Source organism: Nocardiopsis sp. iso_237, assembly GCF_056173345.1.
In genome coordinates this window covers 4532399-4549182 of record NZ_CM149669.1, presented here as the reverse complement: position 1 = coordinate 4549182, position 16784 = coordinate 4532399, and the positions used below count along the sequence as shown (strand labels likewise).

Below are 16784 nucleotides of genomic sequence, written 5' to 3'. Positions count from 1 at the left end.
GCTATGCACCGCACGCGCACCACGACAGTGTCGGTGCGCGGCGCCTCTCCTCCCAGGCGAGTCCGGCGGACAGTCTTCACATCTCCCCACATTCCCACTGCTTCCTGCTTCTGGTGGACCACTGTGGTCATGCCGACCTTCCGGTCTGGAGCGGTCCGATCCCTGGGTTCAACAGCCGTTCGAGGCGGTGACACGAAAGGTTGCGAGGGTCCGTGTCGACACGAGCGACGAAAAGCGGGGCCAGCGCTCAGAGCGAGGCAGCGCAGGCCGAAAACGCCGATGCCAAGCCCCGGCGCAGAGCCAACTGGTGGCGGCCACGTAACTGGCGGGTGCGCTCCCGACTGGTGGCCCTCATCGTCATCCCGACCGCCGTCGCGCTAGCGCTCGGCGGACTGCGGGTCTACGAGGCCTCGGTCTCCACCGTCACCCACGCGCACATCGAGGACCGCGCCCAGGTGGGCGTCCTCATCGTGGACCTGGCCAACCAGCTGGGCCGCGAGCGCACGGCCAGCGCCGTCTACATCTCCGACAACGCGGACCCGGACCGGCGATCCGCCGACCTCCGCCAGGAGATGGACACCGAGCGAGCCGCCACACTCGACCTCCAGAGCACCCTGAACGCCCGCCTGGACGACATGGGCACGATGGACGGCGACCTGGCGCAGACCCGACTCGCCGCGATGCGCAGCCAGCTCTCCACGCTGGAGTCGCTGCGCACCGAGGTCGACACCACCCGCATCACGGTCCTTCCCGTCGTGACCAAGTACCGGACCATCGCCCGGTCGCTCTCCGACTTCAACCAGACCATCGCGGACGAGACCAACGACACCGAGCTCCGTGAGGCCGTCCGCGCCCTCACCGCGCTGTCGAACGCCCGCGACCAGCTCTCCTACGAGACCGCGCTGATGGGCCACTCGCTGGCCCGCAACACGATGACCGGCGGCATCTCCGAGGCCATCGACTCCAGCCGGGCCCGCTACGAGAACGAGATCTCGAACTTCATCCAGGCGGCCTCGCCCCAGCAGCGCGCGGTCTTCGACGAGAACTTCACCGGCCTGGAGGTCAGCCAGGTCTCCACCATGCGTATGCGCGTCATGTACCGCGCCGACCGTGGCGACCCCCTGACCAACGTCACCCCCAACGACGGCCCCGAGGACTACGCGGCCATCGCGGACACGGCCCTGGAGCGCCTCCAGACCGTCGAGTCCAGCCTGGCCGAGGGCATCGCCGCCGACGCCAACGACCTGCGCGGCCAGGCCCTGGTCCGCACGATCATGGACCTCATCATCGTCGCGGGCGTGCTCCTGGCGGTCTTCATCCTGACCTCCCTCGTGGTCCGCTCCCTCGTGCGCCCGCTGCGCACCCTGGAGGACGGCGCCCGCCGCGTCGCGGAACGCGACCTGCCCGAGGCGATCAACCGGATGCAGGAGGCCGGTACGGCCCCCGAGTCCGTCAAGGTCACCCCCATCGAGGTGCACACCCACGACGAGATCGGTGAGGTGGCCCGCGCCTTCGACGACGTCCACCGCGTCGCCCTGACCCTGGCCTCCGACGAGGCCGGACTGCGCAGCAACGTCAACGCGATGTTCGTCAACCTGTCCCGCCGAAGCCAGACCCTGGTGGAGCGGCAGCTGCGCCTCATCGACGGTCTGGAGCAGTCCGAGCAGGACGCCGACCGCCTCTCCGACCTCTTCCAGCTGGACCACCTCGCCACGCGCATGCGGCGCAACAACGAGAACCTGCTGGTCCTGTCCGGTCAGGACAACACCCGCAAGTGGGCTCAGCCCGTCCCGCTGGTCGACGTCCTCCGAGGCGCCGTCTCCGAGGTCGAGCAGTACGAGCGCGTCAACGTGCGCGCCCCCTCCCACATCTCGGTGCTCGGCCGCCCGGTCAACGACGTCATCCACCTCGTCGCGGAGCTGGTGGAGAACGCCACCTCGTTCTCCCCGCACGACACCGAGGTGCTGGTCAGCGCCAAGATCATGGACAACGGATCCGTGCAGGTCGACGTGACCGACAGCGGCATCGGCATGGCCCCGGAGGACCTGGCGGCGGTCAACGCCCGCCTGGCCGCCCCGCCGGTCATCGACGTCGCGGTCTCGCGCCGCATGGGCCTGTTCGTGGTCTCGCGCCTGGCGCACCGCCACGGCATCCGCATGAGCCTCAAGGAGGCGCACGGCGGCGGCACCACCGCCAGCGTCGTCTTCCCGCCGGACCTGCTCATCACCCCGGTCGAGGGCCAGCACGCCCTGGGCGGGGCCGACAGCCGTCCCGAGCTGTCCGCCGGGGCCCCCGACACCTTCGCCGAGGCCGAGGCGGCCTTCGCCGCCAGCCCCGCCGCGGAGGAGCCGGGCGACCCCTGGAACAGCCAGGAGTCCGGCGACCTCGCGGGCGACCTGGGCGGCCTGCCCAAGCGCAAGCCCGTCGGCGGTCGGCCGGAGGAGCACCCGCCCAGCGGCCAGGACCTGTGGAACACCACCAGTACCGGCTCGGTCTGGGAGGCGCCCAACCGCGCCGAGGGCCTGTCGCCCAACAGCGGCCTGACCGACAACGCCAACCCGGTCGTGGACCCCTACGACGTGCCCGAGGAGGACGAGCCGAAGCAGGAGGGGCCCACCGGTCGCAGCCTGTTCGACCCGGCCCCCCGCAACAGCGCCGACACGGGTTCGTTCAGCGCCCCGGACACCGGCTCGTTCCGCCGGCCCACCGACACGGGCGCCTTCGGCCGCCCCGCCTCGGACACGGGCTCCTTCGGGCGGTCCGCCGAGCCCGAGAACCGGAGCACGGAGTCCTACGACGCCTTCGGCACCGGTACCCACCGGAGCGGGGCCTTCGACACCGGCTCCGGCAGGTCGGAGACCCCGGCGGCACCGGCGCGCGGCGAGGACAACACCGAGACCTTCCCGGCGATCTCCTCCTGGGACACCGGCGCCCAGCAGCCCGACCAGGCGCCGCCGCAGGCCCAGCAGCCCCAGCAGCCCGAACCCAACACCACGGGCAACTGGCGCGGCGGGGGCGACTCGCGGGAGGGCTACGGTTCCACGGCCTACCTGTCGCGCCGCTACGGTGGTGCCCAGGGCCCGAACAACACCGTCGTCCCGGCGGCGCCGTCCGGTGAGGACGCCGACTCGCTGCCGATCTTCGACGCGATCGAGTCCAACTGGTTCAAGCGCCGGACCGGCGGTCCCACCGTGGACACCACCGAGACCGGTCCGATCCAGCAGGTGCCTCCGGCGCCCAAGGACACGCCGGAGCCCCAGCGCACGCGCAGGGACACCGCCCAGCAGCAGCCCGCGGCCAACCCCCGCTCCGACCAGGAGTGGAACTCGGCGGCGGACCGCGGCTGGAAGGCCGCACGCACCGCGGCCGAGCCGCTCGCCGGTGGTCTGACCACCTCGGGCTTGCCAAAACGGGTTCCCAAGGCAAACCTTGTTCCTGGTACCGCACCCAAGCCGGAGAACTTCAAGCAGATGCCCACCCGAAGCGCGGACCGTGTCCGCAACCGCTTCTCGGGCTTCCAGAAGGGTGTCCGGGACGGTCGGAACCGGCTCGGCGACAGTTCGACAGAGGAGTGACCCAAGTGGCCAGTGGTGGGACGGGGTCCCTCACAGCCCCGGAAGCCGGATGCAATAGCATCTACCGAGCTTCTCGGACGCACCACACCCATCGCTTGACGAGAGCGGAACACCAGACTCCCGGTCACCCCCACGGGAGGGGCCGGGTGGTTCGCAAAGGCAGTGCTGTCACATGCCGTGCCGGCGGTAGCAGTGCCCACAGATCGACCGGCGAACTTGGACAGGAGATCAGATGAGTCGACAGGTGAATGAACTCAACTGGTTGATCACTGACTTTGCCGACCGGGTACCCGATGTCGCCCACGCGATCGTCGTCTCCTCTGACGGCCTTCCGTTGGCTTCGTCCGCGGGCTTCCCGGCCGACCGGGCCGACCAGCTGGCCGCAATCGCCTCTGGTCTGTCCAGCCTGACGCAGGGCGCGGCCCGGGTGTTCGAGGGTGGAGCGGTCGCCCAGACCGTCGTCGAGATGGAGCGGGGGCTGATGCTCATCATGGCCATCAGCGACGGCTCCTGTCTCGCCGTCCTCGCGGCGGCCGAGAGCGACCTGGGTCTGGTCGCGTACGAGATGACCCTGCTCGTCGAGCGGGCGGGGCGGGCGCTGACACCAACGGCGCGCACCTCGGGAATCCACTGATCCACCACCGACAGGAGGAAGTGGTGGCACCTCACAGTAGAGATGCCGGGAGCGCCTCGTGGTTCGGACAACAGCCGGGCCATCCCCCCACGGGAGGGATGCCGGCCGTTCCGGGCGGCGGAGATGTTCCTCGACCAATCCAACAACCGTATGACCAACGACCCGCGCCGGGCAGCGCCCCCAGTTCGCTGGTGCGCCCCTACGCGGTCACCAAGGGCCGTACCAAGCCGAAGTCTCAGCTTCCACTGGAGGCGCTGATCTCGGCCACCGCGGCGGCCCGGAACGAGTCAGGGACGCTGACGCCTGAATGGCAGGCGATCAGTGACCTGTGTCGGGAATGGCGATCCGTGGCGGAGATCTCCGCGCTGTTGCGGATGCCTCTCGGTGTGGCGCGGGTGCTTGTGGCGGACATGTCCGAGCAGGGACTGGTCCAGATCAGGTCTTCGCTCAACAACGACGCTCGCCCCAACACCAACCTGCTTGAAAGGGTGCTCAGTGGACTTCGCAAGCTCTAGCCCAGCCGAGGAAGGCGGTGCTGGGGGGAACGCGATGACGTCGGTCAAGATCGTCGTCGCCGGGGGCTTCGGTGTCGGGAAGACGACATTCGTTGGCTCCGTCTCCGAGATCGTGCCGCTGACGACCGAGGCGGTCATGACCAGCGCCAGCGTCGGGGTGGACGACCTCGCCAAGACGCCGGACAAGCAGACCACGACCGTCGCCATGGACTTCGGCCGTGTCTCCCTCGACTCCGACCTGATCCTGTACCTGTTCGGCACCCCCGGACAGCACCGGTTCTGGTTCATGTGGGACGACCTGGTCAAGGGTGCCATCGGCGCGGTCGTGCTGGTGGACACGCGCCGCCTGGCCGACTGCTTCCCCGCGATCGACTACTTCGAAGAGGCACGTCTGCCCTTCATCGTGGGCATCAACGGGTTCGACGGCTACTACCCCCACGCCGCGGACGAGGTCCGGGACGCGCTCACGCTCAGCCCGGAGATTCCCATCGTCCAGGTGGACGCCCGTGACAAGGCCTCCACCAAGACGACGCTCATCACCCTCGTCGAGCACGCGATCACGGTGGGGGACCCCGAGGGCGCCGCCGGGCAGCAGCCCACCTCCACCGGGGGCCAGAACTCCTGGCGCTGACCAGGACCTGCCCCGGGCCCGGGGTCCCGCACGGAGTACGGCCCGGTTCCCGCACGTCGGGAACCGGGCGTCCGTGTCCCCCCTGAACTGGCATCATGGCGGTATGACCTCCTCCTCCCAGCCTGACGCGGCCGAGATGACCCGACGCTTCCGAGACGTGGCCGAACGGGTGCTCGACGCCCTGTTGTCGGACGCGCCCGAGTGGGCACTGGACCTGGGGGACACCCGGGGAGCGCGTCGGCTGACCGACCACTCCGTCGAGGCCGACTCCCGCCGCGTCGGCGTCCTCACCGACGCCCTGGGTGCCCTGGACGAGATCGACGCGGACCTGCTCACCGCCGACGACCTGGTCGACCTGGAGATGCTCCGGACCAGGATCAGCGCCGACCTGTGGCACACCACCGAACTGCGCCCGCACACGTGGAACCCCCTGGTCCACTCCCCGGGCGAGGCCCTGCACGGCCTCCTCGAACGGGAGACCCTGCCCGCGGAGGAGCGCCTGGCGGCCCTGACCGCCCGCTGCGCCGCCCTGCCGGCCTACCTGGACACGGCGCGCGTCCGCCTGTCCGAAGGGCCCGGAATGCCCCGCGTGCACGTGGAGACCGCCCTGGGGCAGCTGGAGGGCGCCCGGACGATGCTCGACGAGGACGTCCCCGCCCTGGCCGCCCGGCACCCCGAACACGCCTCGGAGCTCGAACCCGCGCGCGCCGCCGCCCTGGCCGCGCTCGACGAGTACACCTCCTGGATGCGCGCCGAGCTGGAGTTCGCCACCGGGAACCCGCGTCTGGGCGCCCGGGCGTTCGCCGCCCAGCTCTGGTACACGCTCGACTCCGAACTCTCCCCGGAGGCGCTCCTGGTGCGCGCCGAGAGCGACCTCCTGGCCACGGAGGAGGCCCTGGCCGAGGCCGCCGCCGAGTACGCGGGCGAGCCGCGCCGTCCCGGTCAGGTGGCCGAGGTGCTCTCCGCCCTGGCCGACGGGTTCGAGATCGGCCCGGAGGGGGTCGTCCCGTCCTGCACGGACGCCCTCGCGCACCTCTACGCCCGGGTCCGGGAACTGGACCTCGCGACCGTCCACGACGACCCGGTCGAGGTCATCCCGATGCCGACCTCCCGACGGGGCGTGGCCGTGGCCTACTGCGACGCGCCCGGGGCGCTCGACCCCGACGCCTCCTCGCAGCCCACCTTCATCGCCGTGGCACCGCCGCCCGAGGAGTGGCCCGCCGAGCGCCGGGCGTCCTTCCTGCGCGAGTACAACGCGGGCATGCTGCGCAACCTGATGGTCCACGAGGCCCTGCCCGGGCACGCCCTCCAGCTCGCCCACGCCGGGCGCCACCGGGGCCACACCCGGGTGCGCTCGGCGCTGAGCAGCGGCACCTTCGTCGAGGGGTGGGCGGTGCACGCCGAGGGCGTCCTGGCCGCGCACGGGTGGTCCGGCGGCTCCGATCCCGCCACCCGCCGCGCCAACCTGGGGCTGCGTCTGGTCCAGCTCAAGATGCGGCTGCGGGCCGTCCTCAATGCCATCCTCGACGTGCGGGTGCACACCGGGGACCTCACCGAGTCCGAGGCCGTCGCCCTGCTGACCGAACGCGGTCACCAGGAGGAGGGCGAGGCCGTCGGCAAGTGGCGGCGCGCCCTGCTCACCAGCGCCCAGCTGTCCACCTACTACGTGGGCTACGCGGAGGTCTCCGACATCGCCCGCGACCTGGCGCTGGCGCGCCCCGACGAGCCGGTCGGCCGCCTGCACGACGCCATGCTGGCCCACGGCAACCCGTCCCCGCGCCACCTGCGCACCCTGCTCGGGCTCTGAGACCGAGGACCGTGGCGCGCCCCCGGGCGCGCCACGGTCCCGCCGCGCCACCCCCGGGGCGCCGGGTCCGGCGCTTCACCCACCGGGCGCTCCTATGCTGGACGCGCGGCACGAAGCGGTCAGGCGAGGGGAGCGGACGAGCCATGCGCGGTACCCACGACGAACCCGTGAGCGGTGCGGGCGCGCCTCCCGGCGCCGGAACCGGAACCCCGGACGGCCACGAACGGCTCTGGACACCCCACCGCATGGCCTACGTCAAGGGCGAGGGGAAGCCGACCGGACCCGGGTCCGACGACGGCTGCCCCTTCTGCCGCGCCCCCGGACTGCCGGACGAGGAGGGCCTGGTGGTCGCGCGCGGCCGGTCCGCCTTCGCGGTCCTCAACCTGTACCCGTACAACAGCGGTCACCTGCTGGTCTGCCCCTACCGGCACGTCTCCGAGTACACGGCGCTGGACGGGACGGAGACCGCCGAGGTCGCCGCGCTCACCCAGGCCGGGATCCGGGCGCTCACCGAGGCCTACGGCCCCGGGGGCTTCAACGTCGGCATGAACCTCGGTACCGTGGCCGGTGCCGGGATCGCCGCCCACCTCCACCAGCACGTCGTGCCCCGCTGGGGCGGCGACACCAACTTCATGCCCGTGATCGGACAGACCCGGGTCCTGCCCGAGATGCTGGAGCGGACCCGTTCCAGGCTGGCCGAGCTCTGGCCCCGGAAGTGAGGCCGGGACCACCCGAACCCCCCATCCCACCGACTCCCCGTGGTCGACGCCACCCCCAGTGGGTGCGGCTCCCACCCCGACGACCGTTCCCGCCCTACGATCACTAGAAGACATGCTGAGAATCCTTCGCCCCTTGACCTCCCGGGTCACCGCTCCGCTCGGCCGGAGCCTGGCCCGCATCGGCCTGACGCCCAACATCGTCACCATCGTCGGTGCCACCGGTGTCGTCGTCAGTGCCCTCTACTTCTATCCCCGAGGCCAGCTCTACGCGGGCTCGGTCGTCATCACCGTCTTCGCGCTCTTCGACATGCTCGACGGGGCGGTGGCCCGGGCCAAGGACAGCGCCAGCGCCTTCGGGGCCTTCCTCGACTCCAGCCTCGACCGTGTGGCCGACGCCGCGATCCTCGCCGGGCTCATGTGGTGGTTCGTGGGTGAGGGCGACGATCCCATGCTCGCCGGGCTCACCCTGTTCTGCCTGATCAGCGGCTTCATGGTCTCCTACATCAAGGCGCGGGCGGAGGGCCTGGGCGTCAACTGCGACGTCGGCGTGGCCGAACGCACCGAACGCCTGATCATCGTGCTCGTGGCGGTCGGCCTCAGCGAGCTCGGCGTGCCGTACATCCTCGCGGGCGGCCTTTGGCTGCTGGCCGTGATGAGCCTGCTCACCGTCCTCCAGCGCCTCGTCGAGACCCGCGCCCGCCTCAACGACCCCGGCTTCGTCGAGGACAAGGGCGAGGGCGACGGCGAGAAGACCAGCAACGGCGCCTGACCACACCCCCGAAGGGACCGAAGCACCAGAGGACGAGGAAGACGACGTGGACGAACGCATGGCCGACCTGGCCTACTCGGCGGGGTGGACCCTCGTCCGCCGCGCACCCGAGGCGGCGGGCCGGGCGGTGTTCCAGGGGCTGGCCGACCGGGCCTGGCGCACCCACAACGACGGCACCCGGGGGCTGGAGCGCAACCTGCGCAGGCCGGTCGGGCCGCACGCCACGGACGCGCAGCTCAGGGCGTTGTCCAAGGCGGGGATGCGCTCCTACATGCGCTACTACTACGAGATGTTCCGGCTGCCCGTCATGGACCGGGAGCACCTCCTCGCCCGCACCCGCCAGACCGGGATCGAGGTGCTGGAGGAGCACGTCCGGTCCGGGCGCGGCGTGGTGGCGGCACTGCCGCACATGGGCAACTGGGACCACGCCGGGGCGTGGATGGCCGCGCGCGGCACCCCGCTCACCACCGTGGCCCAGCGGCTGCGCCCCGAGAGCCTCTACCAGCGGTTCACCTCCTACCGGGAGTCCCTGGGGATGGAGGTCCTGCCACTGACCGGAGGCGCCGCCAACACCGTCGGGGTGCTCTCCCGCCGCCTGCGCGAGGGCGGTCTGGTGTGCCTGCTCGCGGACCGCGACGTCAACGGCACCGGGCTGGAGGTGGACCTCTTCGGTGAGAGGGCGCGCGTCCCCTCCGGGCCCGCCGCGCTCGCCCTGAACACCGGGGCCGCCCTCATGCCGGTCTCCCTCTGGTACGACGGCCCGTACTGGAACATCCGCGTCCACGACGAGGTCCCCGTCGCCACCGAGGGCTCCCGCACCCGGCGCGTCCACGACACCACCCAGGCGCTGGTCCGGGTCTTCGAGGGCGCCATCGCGGAGCACCCCGAGAACTGGCACATGCTCCAGGCCGTCTTCAGCGCCGACCACGACGCCGACCGCGTCCGCCGCCACGAGGCCGAGGCGGCGGTCGCGCCCGCACTGGAAGCGCGGCGGTGATCCGGGCGCTGACGCGGACCGGACCCCCGGACGACACGACCCCAGAGGAGGAAGGGAGCGGGATGCGCGTCGGGATCGTCTGCCCCTACGCCTGGGACGTGCCCGGCGGGGTGCAGCAGCACGTGGGCGACCTCGCGGAGGCGCTGGGCGCGATGGGCCACGAGGTCTCCGTCCTGGCGCCGCTCGGTGACCCCGACCACCCGATCCCGCCGTACCTGGTCCCGGCCGGACGCCCGGTCCCGGTGCCCTACAACGGTTCGGTGGCCCGCCTCAGTTTCGGGCCGCGCACGGCCGCGCGGGTCCGCCGGTGGATCACCGAGGGCCGCTTCGACCTGCTGCACATCCACGAACCCGCCGCGCCCAGCGTCTCCCTCCTGGCCTGCTGGGCGGCGGACGGACCCGTCGTGGCGACCTTCCACACCTCGAACCCGCGCTCACGCGCCATGGCCGCGAGCTCGGGCGCCCTCCGCTCGGCGCTGGAGAAGATCAACGCCCGCGTGGCCGTCTCCGAGGCGGCCCGGCGCACCCTGGTCGAACACGTGGGCGGAGACGCCGTGCTCATCCCCAACGGGGTGTCCGTGCGCCGCTTCGCGCAGGCCGAACCGCTGCCCGGCTGGCCGGGGCGGGGCGGCTCCATCGGGTTCCTGGGCCGACTCGACGAACCCCGCAAGGGCCTGGCCGTACTCCTGGAGGCCTTCTCCCGGATGGCCCCGCACCGCCCCGGGCTGCGGCTGCTCGTGGCCGGACCGGGGGAGGCCGACCTGTCCGGGGTCCCCGACTCCGTGCGTGAGCGCGTGGTGCTCCTCGGGCGGCTCGACGACGCCGACAAGGTCCGCGCCTACCACTCCACCGACGTCTTCTGCGCGCCCAACCTGGGCGGGGAGAGCTTCGGCATCGTCCTGACCGAGGCGATGGCGTCCGGGGCCGCGATCGTCGCCAGCGACATCCCCGCCTTCGCCGCCGTCCTGAACGGCGGCGCCGCGGGGGAGCTCTTCCGGGTCGGTGACCCCGACCACCTGGCCGAACGCGCCGGGGCCCTGCTCGACTCGCCCGAACGCCGGGCCGCGCTGTCGGAGGCCGCGCGCGGCGCGGTGCGCGCCTACGACTGGGCCACGGTCGCCGCCGACATCGCCCACGTGTACGAGACCGTCCTGTCGTGGGACGACCGGGGCCACCCCGGGGTACGGGCGGACGGCGGCCCCCGTGCCCCCGGCGCGGCGCGGCGCGGACACCCGAGGCCTCGGGGTGAGCGGCCCTGATCGAGGACGTTCGCTTCGTCACACTGGTCGCGTCGATCCTGCTCGTGCTGGTCCTGCTCGGCTTCTACCTGTCGTGGCGGGCCACCCGGCTCGACCGACTCCACCACCGGGTGGAGACCGCGCGCGCCGCCCTGGACGCCGCCCTGTTGCGCCGGGCCGCCGCCGTCCTGGACCTGGCGGCCGACCCCGGCCTGGAGCCGGGGGAGGCGCGGGAACTGGCCGCCGCCGCCAACAGCGCGCGCCGGGCCGGGGAGGGAGGGCGCGAACTCGCGGAGAGCCGACTCTCCCAGGCACTGCGCGCCGCCCTGGACCGTCCGCACGGCGGACCCGACCCGGAGCGGTTGGACGAGGTGACGGTGGCCGCGCGCGGCGTGTACCTGGCCCGGGTGTTCCACAACGACGCCGTGTCCGACACGCGTCGCGCGCGCCGCTCCCGACTGGTCCGGCTCCTGCGTCTGGCGGGCACCGCGGCGCTGCCCGACTACTTCGAGATGGACGACCGGCCGCCCCGGCGCTGAACCGGGGCCCGGTCCCCTCGTGCGGACGGGGTGGCCACACGTCACACACCGATACTCCAGCCTGGCCAAAGGCGGCGAATCGGGTGGAACTAGGATGGGACGTTGGTCGACCCGGTGCGCGCCACCGACGGTGCCCGCGTGTGCGCGTGCGGTCGTCGGGAGCGCCGCGCCGCGTCGCACCCAGGTCGTGCTCCCGGCCGCGCGGGCGTCCGGAGAGCGGGTCCTGGCCCCCAGTCAGCCGAACGAACGGGAGACCACCACCGTGGCCACCAACGCAGCGAACACCTCCGACAACGCCGTCGGTACCCAGCGCGTCAAGCGCGGCATGGCCGAGCAGCTCAAGAACGGCGTCATCATGGACGTCGTCACGCCCGAGCAGGCCAAGATCGCGGAGGACGCCGGTGCCGTCGCCGTCATGGCCCTGGAGCGGGTCCCCGCCGACATCCGCAAGGACGGCGGCGTCGCCCGGATGTCCGACCCCGACATGATCGACGGCATCGTCGAGGCGGTCTCCATCCCGGTCATGGCCAAGGTCCGGATCGGACACTTCGTCGAGGCGCAGGTCCTGGAGTCGCTCGGCGTCGACTTCATCGACGAGTCCGAGGTCCTCACCCCCGCCGACGAGGCGTACCACATCGACAAGTGGGCGTTCACCGTCCCCTTCGTCTGCGGCGCCACCAACCTCGGTGAGGCCCTGCGCCGGATCGCCGAGGGCGCGGCCATGATCCGCTCCAAGGGCGAGGCCGGTACCGGCAACGTCGTCGAGGCCACCCGCCACATGCGCTCCATCAACGGTGAGATCAAGCGCCTGGGCACCCTGGACGAGCCCGAGCTGTTCGGCGCCGCCAAGGAGCTGCGCGCCCCGTACGAGATCGTCAAGGAGGTGGCGCGCCTGGGCAAGCTGCCCGTCCCGCTGTTCTCCGCCGGCGGCGTGGCCACCCCCGCCGACGCCGCGCTCATGCGCCAGCTGGGGGCCCAGAGCGTGTTCGTCGGCTCGGGCATCTTCAAGTCCGGCGACCCCGCCAAGCGCGCCGACGCCATCGTGCAGGCCACCCTGCACTACGAGGACCCGGCCGTGATCGCCCGCGTCTCGCGCGGCCTGGGCGAGGCCATGGTCGGCATCAACCTGGACGAGCTCTCGGACTCCCAGCGCTACGCCGGTCGTGGCTGGTAGCCGGAGCCCCGACCGCCGAACCCACGACCGACGAGGCAGTACGTGACCGCCAACCCCACCATCGGTGTGCTCGCCCTCCAGGGCGACGTGGCCGAACACACGCACATGCTGCGGGACCTGGGCGCCCGCACCGCGCGGGTCCTGTCCGCCGACCAGCTCGACACCGTCGACGGCCTGGTGATCCCGGGCGGCGAGTCGACCACCATGTCCAAGCTCGCCGTCCGGTACGACCTGATGAAGCCGCTGCGCGCACGGGTCGCGGACGGTATGCCCGTCTACGGGACGTGCGCCGGGATGATCATGCTGGCCGACCGTGTTCTGGGGGGAACGGCGGACCAGGAGACCGTGGGCGGCATCGACATGACGGTGCGCCGCAACGCCTTCGGACGCCAGACGGAGTCCTTCGAGACCGGCGTGCGGATCGACGGGATCGGCGACGACCCCTTCGACGCCGTGTTCATCCGCGCGCCCTGGGTGGAGTCGGTCGGCCCGCGGGTGTCGGTCCTCGGTAGCGTCTCCGGCCCGAACGAGGCCGGTAGGATCGTCGCCGTACGACAGGGCGGCCTGATGGCGACGTCCTTCCATCCCGAACTCACCGGCGACACGCGTATCCACCGCCTCTTCGTCGACATCGTGAAAGGACTTGCATGAGCGGCCACTCCAAGTGGGCCACCACCAAGCACAAGAAAGCCGTCATCGATGCCAAGCGCGGCAAGCTGTTCGCCAAGCTGATCAAGAACATCGAGGTGGCCGCGCGTACCGGTGGTGGGGACCCCGAAGGGAACCCGACGCTCTACGACGCCATCCAGAAGGCGAAGAAGAACTCGGTGCCCGCCGACAACATCGAGCGCGCCCGCAAGCGCGGCTCCGGTGAGGAGGCCGGTGGCGCCGAGTGGCAGACCATCATGTACGAGGGGTACGCCCCCGGCGGCGTGGCTCTGCTCGTGGAGTGCCTGACGGACAACCGCAACCGCGCCGCCTCCGAGGTGCGCGTGGCGGTCACCCGTAACGGCGGCAACATGGCCGACGCCGGTTCGGTGTCGTACATGTTCAACCGCAAGGGCGTCGTGATCGTGCCCAAGGAGGGCACCACCGAGGACGACGTGACCATGGCGGTGCTGGAGGCCGGTGCCGAGGAGGTCGAGGACCTCGGAGAGGCCTTCGAGATCGTCTGCGAGGCCACCGACCTGGTCCCGGTCCGCACCGCGCTCCAGGAGGCGGGCATCGACTACGAGTCCGCCGACTCCAGCTTCCTGCCGACCATGGAGGTCCCGGTCGACGCCGAGGGCGCCAAGAAGGTCATGCGGGTCGTGGACGCGCTGGAGGACTCCGACGACGTCCAGAACGTCTTCACCAACGCCGACATCCCCGACGAGGTCATGGCCGAGCTCTGAGGCCCGGGCCCGCACGGGACCACGCGTCGACGCCCGTGGCCGCACCCCCGAAACGGGGGCGCGGCCACGGGCGTTCCCGTGTCCGGAAACGGAAGGGCGGGGGCGGTGTCCGATTGAGTACAGTACGTGGTACCGCGCACCACCCCCGACAGGGGCGCGGCGATTCCCCCGACAACCGGCGAAGGAACCCCCATGAGCCAACCCCCGGAGTACACCCCGGACCCCTCGCAGCAGCCCTACGGGCAGCAGCCTCCCCAGCAGCCCCAGTCCGGCGGCTACCCGGGCGGCCAGTACTACCAGCAGCCCGCGCAGCAGCCCGGTGCCTACGCCCAGCCCGTGCAGAAGACCCCGGGCTTCTTCGGCGCGCTCTTCGACTTCTCCTTCCAGGAGTTCATCACCTCCCGGATCATCAGGATCGTCTACATCCTGTGGCTGGTCCTGATCGCCTTCGGGTTCCTGGCGGGCCTGGTCAGCTCCATCTCGCTCATGGGTGACCAGGACTTCGGCGTCCTCGGCTTCTTCATGCTGATCGGGACCTTCATCGGTACGGCGGTCTCCGTGCTGGTCGCCCGGATCACCCTGGAACTGCTCATCGTGGTCTTCCGCATCAGCGAGGACCTCAGCGCCCTGCGCAAGCGCGGCGGCCTCTAGGGCGTCTCCCTGATCCGGTGGGTCGGCGGCTGAAGGCCGCCGACCCGGGGACGTCAGGGGAGGCGGCGCAGGACCTCGGCGGTGAACTCGTCGGTCCCCGCCTCGCCGCCCAGGTCGCGGGTGCGCACCCGGCCCTCGGCCAGGACGGCGCGCACCGCGTCCATCATCTGCCCTCCCGCCTCGGGACGGCCCAGGTGGTCCAGCATCATCGACGCCGACCACAGCGCCCCCAGCGGGTTGGCCACCCCCTGACCCGCGATGTCGGGCGCCGAGCCGTGCACCGGCTCGAACATCGACGGGTACTCGCGTTCGGGGTTGAGGTTGGCCGACGGGGCGATCCCGATCCCGCCGGCGACCGCCGCCGCGAGGTCGCTGAGGATGTCACCGAACAGGTTGGAGCCGACGATCACGTCGAACCTGGCCGGGTCCAGCACGACCTTGGCGGCCAGGGCGTCGATGTGCTCCTGGTCCCAGACCACGTCCGGGTGCAGCGCCGCCCGCTCCGCCACCAGCTCGTCCCAGAACGGCATGGTGTGCACGATCCCGTTGGACTTGGTGGCCGAGGTCAGCCGGCCGCCGCGGCGCTCCGCGAGGTCGAAGCCGTACTCCAGGACCCGCTCCACGCCCTTCCGGGTGAAGACCGACTCCTGCACGGCGCGCTCCCGGGGGGTGCCCCGGTCGAAGCGGCCGCCCTCACGGGAGTACTCGCCCTCGTTGTTCTCCCGCACCACCACGAAGTCCACCTCGCCGGGCAGCGCGCGCGTCACCGGGCTGGGCACGCCCTCCAGGACGGTGATCGGCCGCAGGTTGACGTACTGGTGGAACTCGCGGCGGATGGGGATGAGCAGGCCCCACAGGGACACGTGGTCGGGCACGCCCGGCCAGCCCACCGCTCCCAGGAGGATGGCGTCGTGGTGGCGGATCCGGTCCAGGCCGTCCTCGGGCATCATCGCGCCGGTGTGCGCGAACCGCTCGCAGGACCAGTCGAACTCGTCGTAGGTCAGGGCGAACCCGTGGTGGGCCGCGACCCGGTCCAGGACGGCGGTCGCGGGGGCGACGACCTCACCGCCGATGCCGTCTCCGGGGATCGTGGCGATGCGGTACTGCTTCATGGGGTCTCCATCGGATGAGGTGGGCGGTCGAGGGGCGGGGGAGGGGCAGGGAACCCGGGGTCAGGCCCGGGCGGTGTGCTCGCCCAGGAAGGCGCGCAGGGAGGCGGCGGTGGCCTCGGGCGCCTCCTCGGGCACGTAGTGGTCGCAGTCCAGGCCATGTCCGCGCAGGTCAGAGGCGTACTCGGACCATGCGCCGGGCACGTCGTAGTGGCGTCCGACGAAGCTGTGGTCGCCCCACAGGAGCAGGACGGGGCACTCCAGTCGGCGCCCCGCGTCCGCCCGGTCGTGTTCGAGGTCGACGGTGGCCGCGGCCCGGTAGTCCTCGCAGGACGCGTGGATGGCGGCGGGGTCGCCGAAGCAGCGCACGTACTCGTCCACGGCCTCGGGGTCGAACGCGGAACCGCCGTGGTGGCGGGCGTTCATACGGGTCCGGACCCAGAACCCGGGGTCCCGCCCGATGAGGTGTTCGGGGATGCCGTGGCCCGCCGTCAGGAAGAACCAGTGGTAGTAGCCCGTGGCGAAGTCCGCGTCGGCGTGCTCGAACGCGTACCGGGTGGGCACCACGTCCAGGGCGGCGAAGGCGGTGACCGACTCGGGGTGGTCGAGCGCCAGCCGGTGTCCGACCCGCGCCCCCCGGTCGTGTCCCACGACGGCGAAGCGGTCGAAGCCCAGCTCACGCATGAGGAGGTACTGGTCCCGGGCCATGGCCCGCTTGGAGTAGGTCAGGTGCCGGGGGTCGGAGGGCGGTTTGTCGCTGTCCCCGTAGCCGCGCAGGTCCGCCAGCACGACGCTGAAACCGTCGGCCAGGAGCGGGGCGACCCGGTGCCAGATCAGGTGGGTCTGGGGGTAGCCGTGCAGGAACAGGACGGGGGGTCCCTCTCCGGCCCGGCGGACGTTGAGGCGCAGCCCCTCGACCTCCACGTCGTGCCGGGTGAAACCGGGGAGAAGTCGGTCGTTCATGTCCTGATCACAGCAGCCCGGCACGGCGCCCGTCCAAGACCGGTTGTCGATAGCGCTGATAGGCACGGC

General features: G+C 71.8%; 16 protein-coding genes. 14 read left to right on the top strand and 2 right to left on the bottom strand.

Features of this window, described 5'->3' with window-relative positions; genetic code table 11:
* Positions 1 to 329: 329 nt before the first annotated feature.
* From AC0VYM_RS20715 to AC0VYM_RS20650, 14 genes are all read left to right on the top strand, one after another.
* Positions 330 to 3575, top strand: a complete 3246-nt coding sequence (locus AC0VYM_RS20715) for a sensor histidine kinase (protein ID WP_475454664.1) — start codon at positions 330 to 332, stop codon at positions 3573 to 3575.
* Between the two features lie 232 nt (positions 3576 to 3807).
* Positions 3808 to 4209, top strand: coding sequence for a roadblock/LC7 domain-containing protein (locus AC0VYM_RS20710; RefSeq protein ID WP_014909276.1), 402 nt, complete (start codon positions 3808 to 3810; stop codon positions 4207 to 4209).
* Positions 4210 to 4307: 98 nt separating this feature from the next.
* On the top strand, positions 4308 to 4724 hold the full coding sequence (locus AC0VYM_RS20705; protein ID WP_225942487.1) for a DUF742 domain-containing protein: 417 nt from the start codon (positions 4308 to 4310) through the stop codon (positions 4722 to 4724).
* 34 nt (positions 4725 to 4758) lie between these two features.
* Positions 4759 to 5355 carry a GTP-binding protein gene (locus AC0VYM_RS20700; RefSeq protein WP_378741247.1) on the top strand — a complete coding sequence of 199 codons (597 nt, stop codon included), beginning with the start codon at positions 4759 to 4761 and terminating at the stop codon, positions 5353 to 5355.
* A 136-nt stretch (positions 5356 to 5491) separates the two neighbouring features.
* On the top strand, positions 5492 to 7162 hold the full coding sequence (locus AC0VYM_RS20695; protein ID WP_475463142.1) for a DUF885 domain-containing protein: 1671 nt from the start codon (positions 5492 to 5494) through the stop codon (positions 7160 to 7162).
* Between the two features lie 143 nt (positions 7163 to 7305).
* Positions 7306 to 7881 (top strand): HIT family protein, encoded by a 576-nt coding sequence (locus tag AC0VYM_RS20690; protein ID WP_475454661.1) that lies wholly within the window; start codon positions 7306 to 7308, stop codon positions 7879 to 7881.
* A 133-nt stretch (positions 7882 to 8014) separates the two neighbouring features.
* On the top strand, positions 8015 to 8650 hold the full coding sequence (pgsA, locus tag AC0VYM_RS20685; protein WP_475463141.1) for a phosphatidylinositol phosphate synthase: 636 nt from the start codon (positions 8015 to 8017) through the stop codon (positions 8648 to 8650).
* A 46-nt stretch (positions 8651 to 8696) separates the two neighbouring features.
* Entirely contained in the window at positions 8697 to 9647 is a 951-nt protein-coding gene (locus AC0VYM_RS20680) for a phosphatidylinositol mannoside acyltransferase (protein ID WP_475454659.1), read from the top strand.
* Between the two features lie 62 nt (positions 9648 to 9709).
* On the top strand, positions 9710 to 10906 hold the full coding sequence (locus AC0VYM_RS20675) for a glycosyltransferase family 4 protein (protein ID WP_475454657.1): 1197 nt from the start codon (positions 9710 to 9712) through the stop codon (positions 10904 to 10906).
* Between the two features lie 44 nt (positions 10907 to 10950).
* Positions 10951 to 11424, top strand: coding sequence for a hypothetical protein (locus AC0VYM_RS20670; protein ID WP_475454655.1), 474 nt, complete (start codon positions 10951 to 10953; stop codon positions 11422 to 11424).
* A gap of 262 nt (positions 11425 to 11686) precedes the next feature.
* Positions 11687 to 12598, top strand: coding sequence for a pyridoxal 5'-phosphate synthase lyase subunit PdxS (gene pdxS / locus AC0VYM_RS20665; RefSeq protein WP_475454653.1), 912 nt, complete (start codon positions 11687 to 11689; stop codon positions 12596 to 12598).
* Between the two features lie 42 nt (positions 12599 to 12640).
* Positions 12641 to 13249, top strand: coding sequence for a pyridoxal 5'-phosphate synthase glutaminase subunit PdxT (gene pdxT / locus AC0VYM_RS20660; RefSeq protein WP_475454651.1), 609 nt, complete (start codon positions 12641 to 12643; stop codon positions 13247 to 13249).
* Positions 13246 to 13992 carry a YebC/PmpR family DNA-binding transcriptional regulator gene (locus AC0VYM_RS20655; protein ID WP_378741264.1) on the top strand — a complete coding sequence of 249 codons (747 nt, stop codon included), beginning with the start codon at positions 13246 to 13248 and terminating at the stop codon, positions 13990 to 13992. Before pdxT ends, AC0VYM_RS20655 begins: the two co-directional genes overlap by 4 nt.
* 192 nt (positions 13993 to 14184) lie before the next feature.
* Positions 14185 to 14643 (top strand): DUF4282 domain-containing protein, encoded by a 459-nt coding sequence (locus AC0VYM_RS20650; protein WP_475454649.1) that lies wholly within the window; start codon positions 14185 to 14187, stop codon positions 14641 to 14643.
* Positions 14644 to 14696: 53 nt separating this feature from the next.
* Here AC0VYM_RS20650 and AC0VYM_RS20645 read toward each other — a convergent pair whose 3' ends face one another.
* Positions 14697 to 15755 carry a tartrate dehydrogenase gene (locus tag AC0VYM_RS20645; RefSeq protein WP_475454647.1) on the bottom strand — a complete coding sequence of 353 codons (1059 nt, stop codon included), beginning with the start codon at positions 15753 to 15755 and terminating at the stop codon, positions 14697 to 14699.
* Positions 15756 to 15815: 60 nt separating this feature from the next.
* Complete coding sequence (locus AC0VYM_RS20640) at positions 15816 to 16715, bottom strand: alpha/beta fold hydrolase (protein ID WP_475454645.1); 900 nt, start codon at positions 16713 to 16715, stop codon at positions 15816 to 15818.
* Positions 16716 to 16784 lie beyond the last annotated feature (69 nt).

Coding starts and splice junctions, on each gene's coding strand:
- AC0VYM_RS20710 (WP_014909276.1), top strand. CDS start 3,808: ATGAGTCGACAGGTGAATGAACTCAACTGGTTGATCACTGACTTTGCC.
- AC0VYM_RS20705 (WP_225942487.1), top strand. CDS start 4,308: ATGCCGGCCGTTCCGGGCGGCGGAGATGTTCCTCGACCAATCCAACAA.
- AC0VYM_RS20700 (WP_378741247.1), top strand. CDS start 4,759: ATGACGTCGGTCAAGATCGTCGTCGCCGGGGGCTTCGGTGTCGGGAAG.
- AC0VYM_RS20695 (WP_475463142.1), top strand. CDS start 5,492: ATGACCCGACGCTTCCGAGACGTGGCCGAACGGGTGCTCGACGCCCTG.
- AC0VYM_RS20690 (WP_475454661.1), top strand. CDS start 7,306: ATGCGCGGTACCCACGACGAACCCGTGAGCGGTGCGGGCGCGCCTCCC.
- AC0VYM_RS20675 (WP_475454657.1), top strand. CDS start 9,710: ATGCGCGTCGGGATCGTCTGCCCCTACGCCTGGGACGTGCCCGGCGGG.
- AC0VYM_RS20655 (WP_378741264.1), top strand. CDS start 13,246: ATGAGCGGCCACTCCAAGTGGGCCACCACCAAGCACAAGAAAGCCGTC.
- AC0VYM_RS20650 (WP_475454649.1), top strand. CDS start 14,185: ATGAGCCAACCCCCGGAGTACACCCCGGACCCCTCGCAGCAGCCCTAC.
- AC0VYM_RS20645 (WP_475454647.1), bottom strand. CDS start 15,755: ATGAAGCAGTACCGCATCGCCACGATCCCCGGAGACGGCATCGGCGGT.
- AC0VYM_RS20640 (WP_475454645.1), bottom strand. CDS start 16,715: ATGAACGACCGACTTCTCCCCGGTTTCACCCGGCACGACGTGGAGGTC.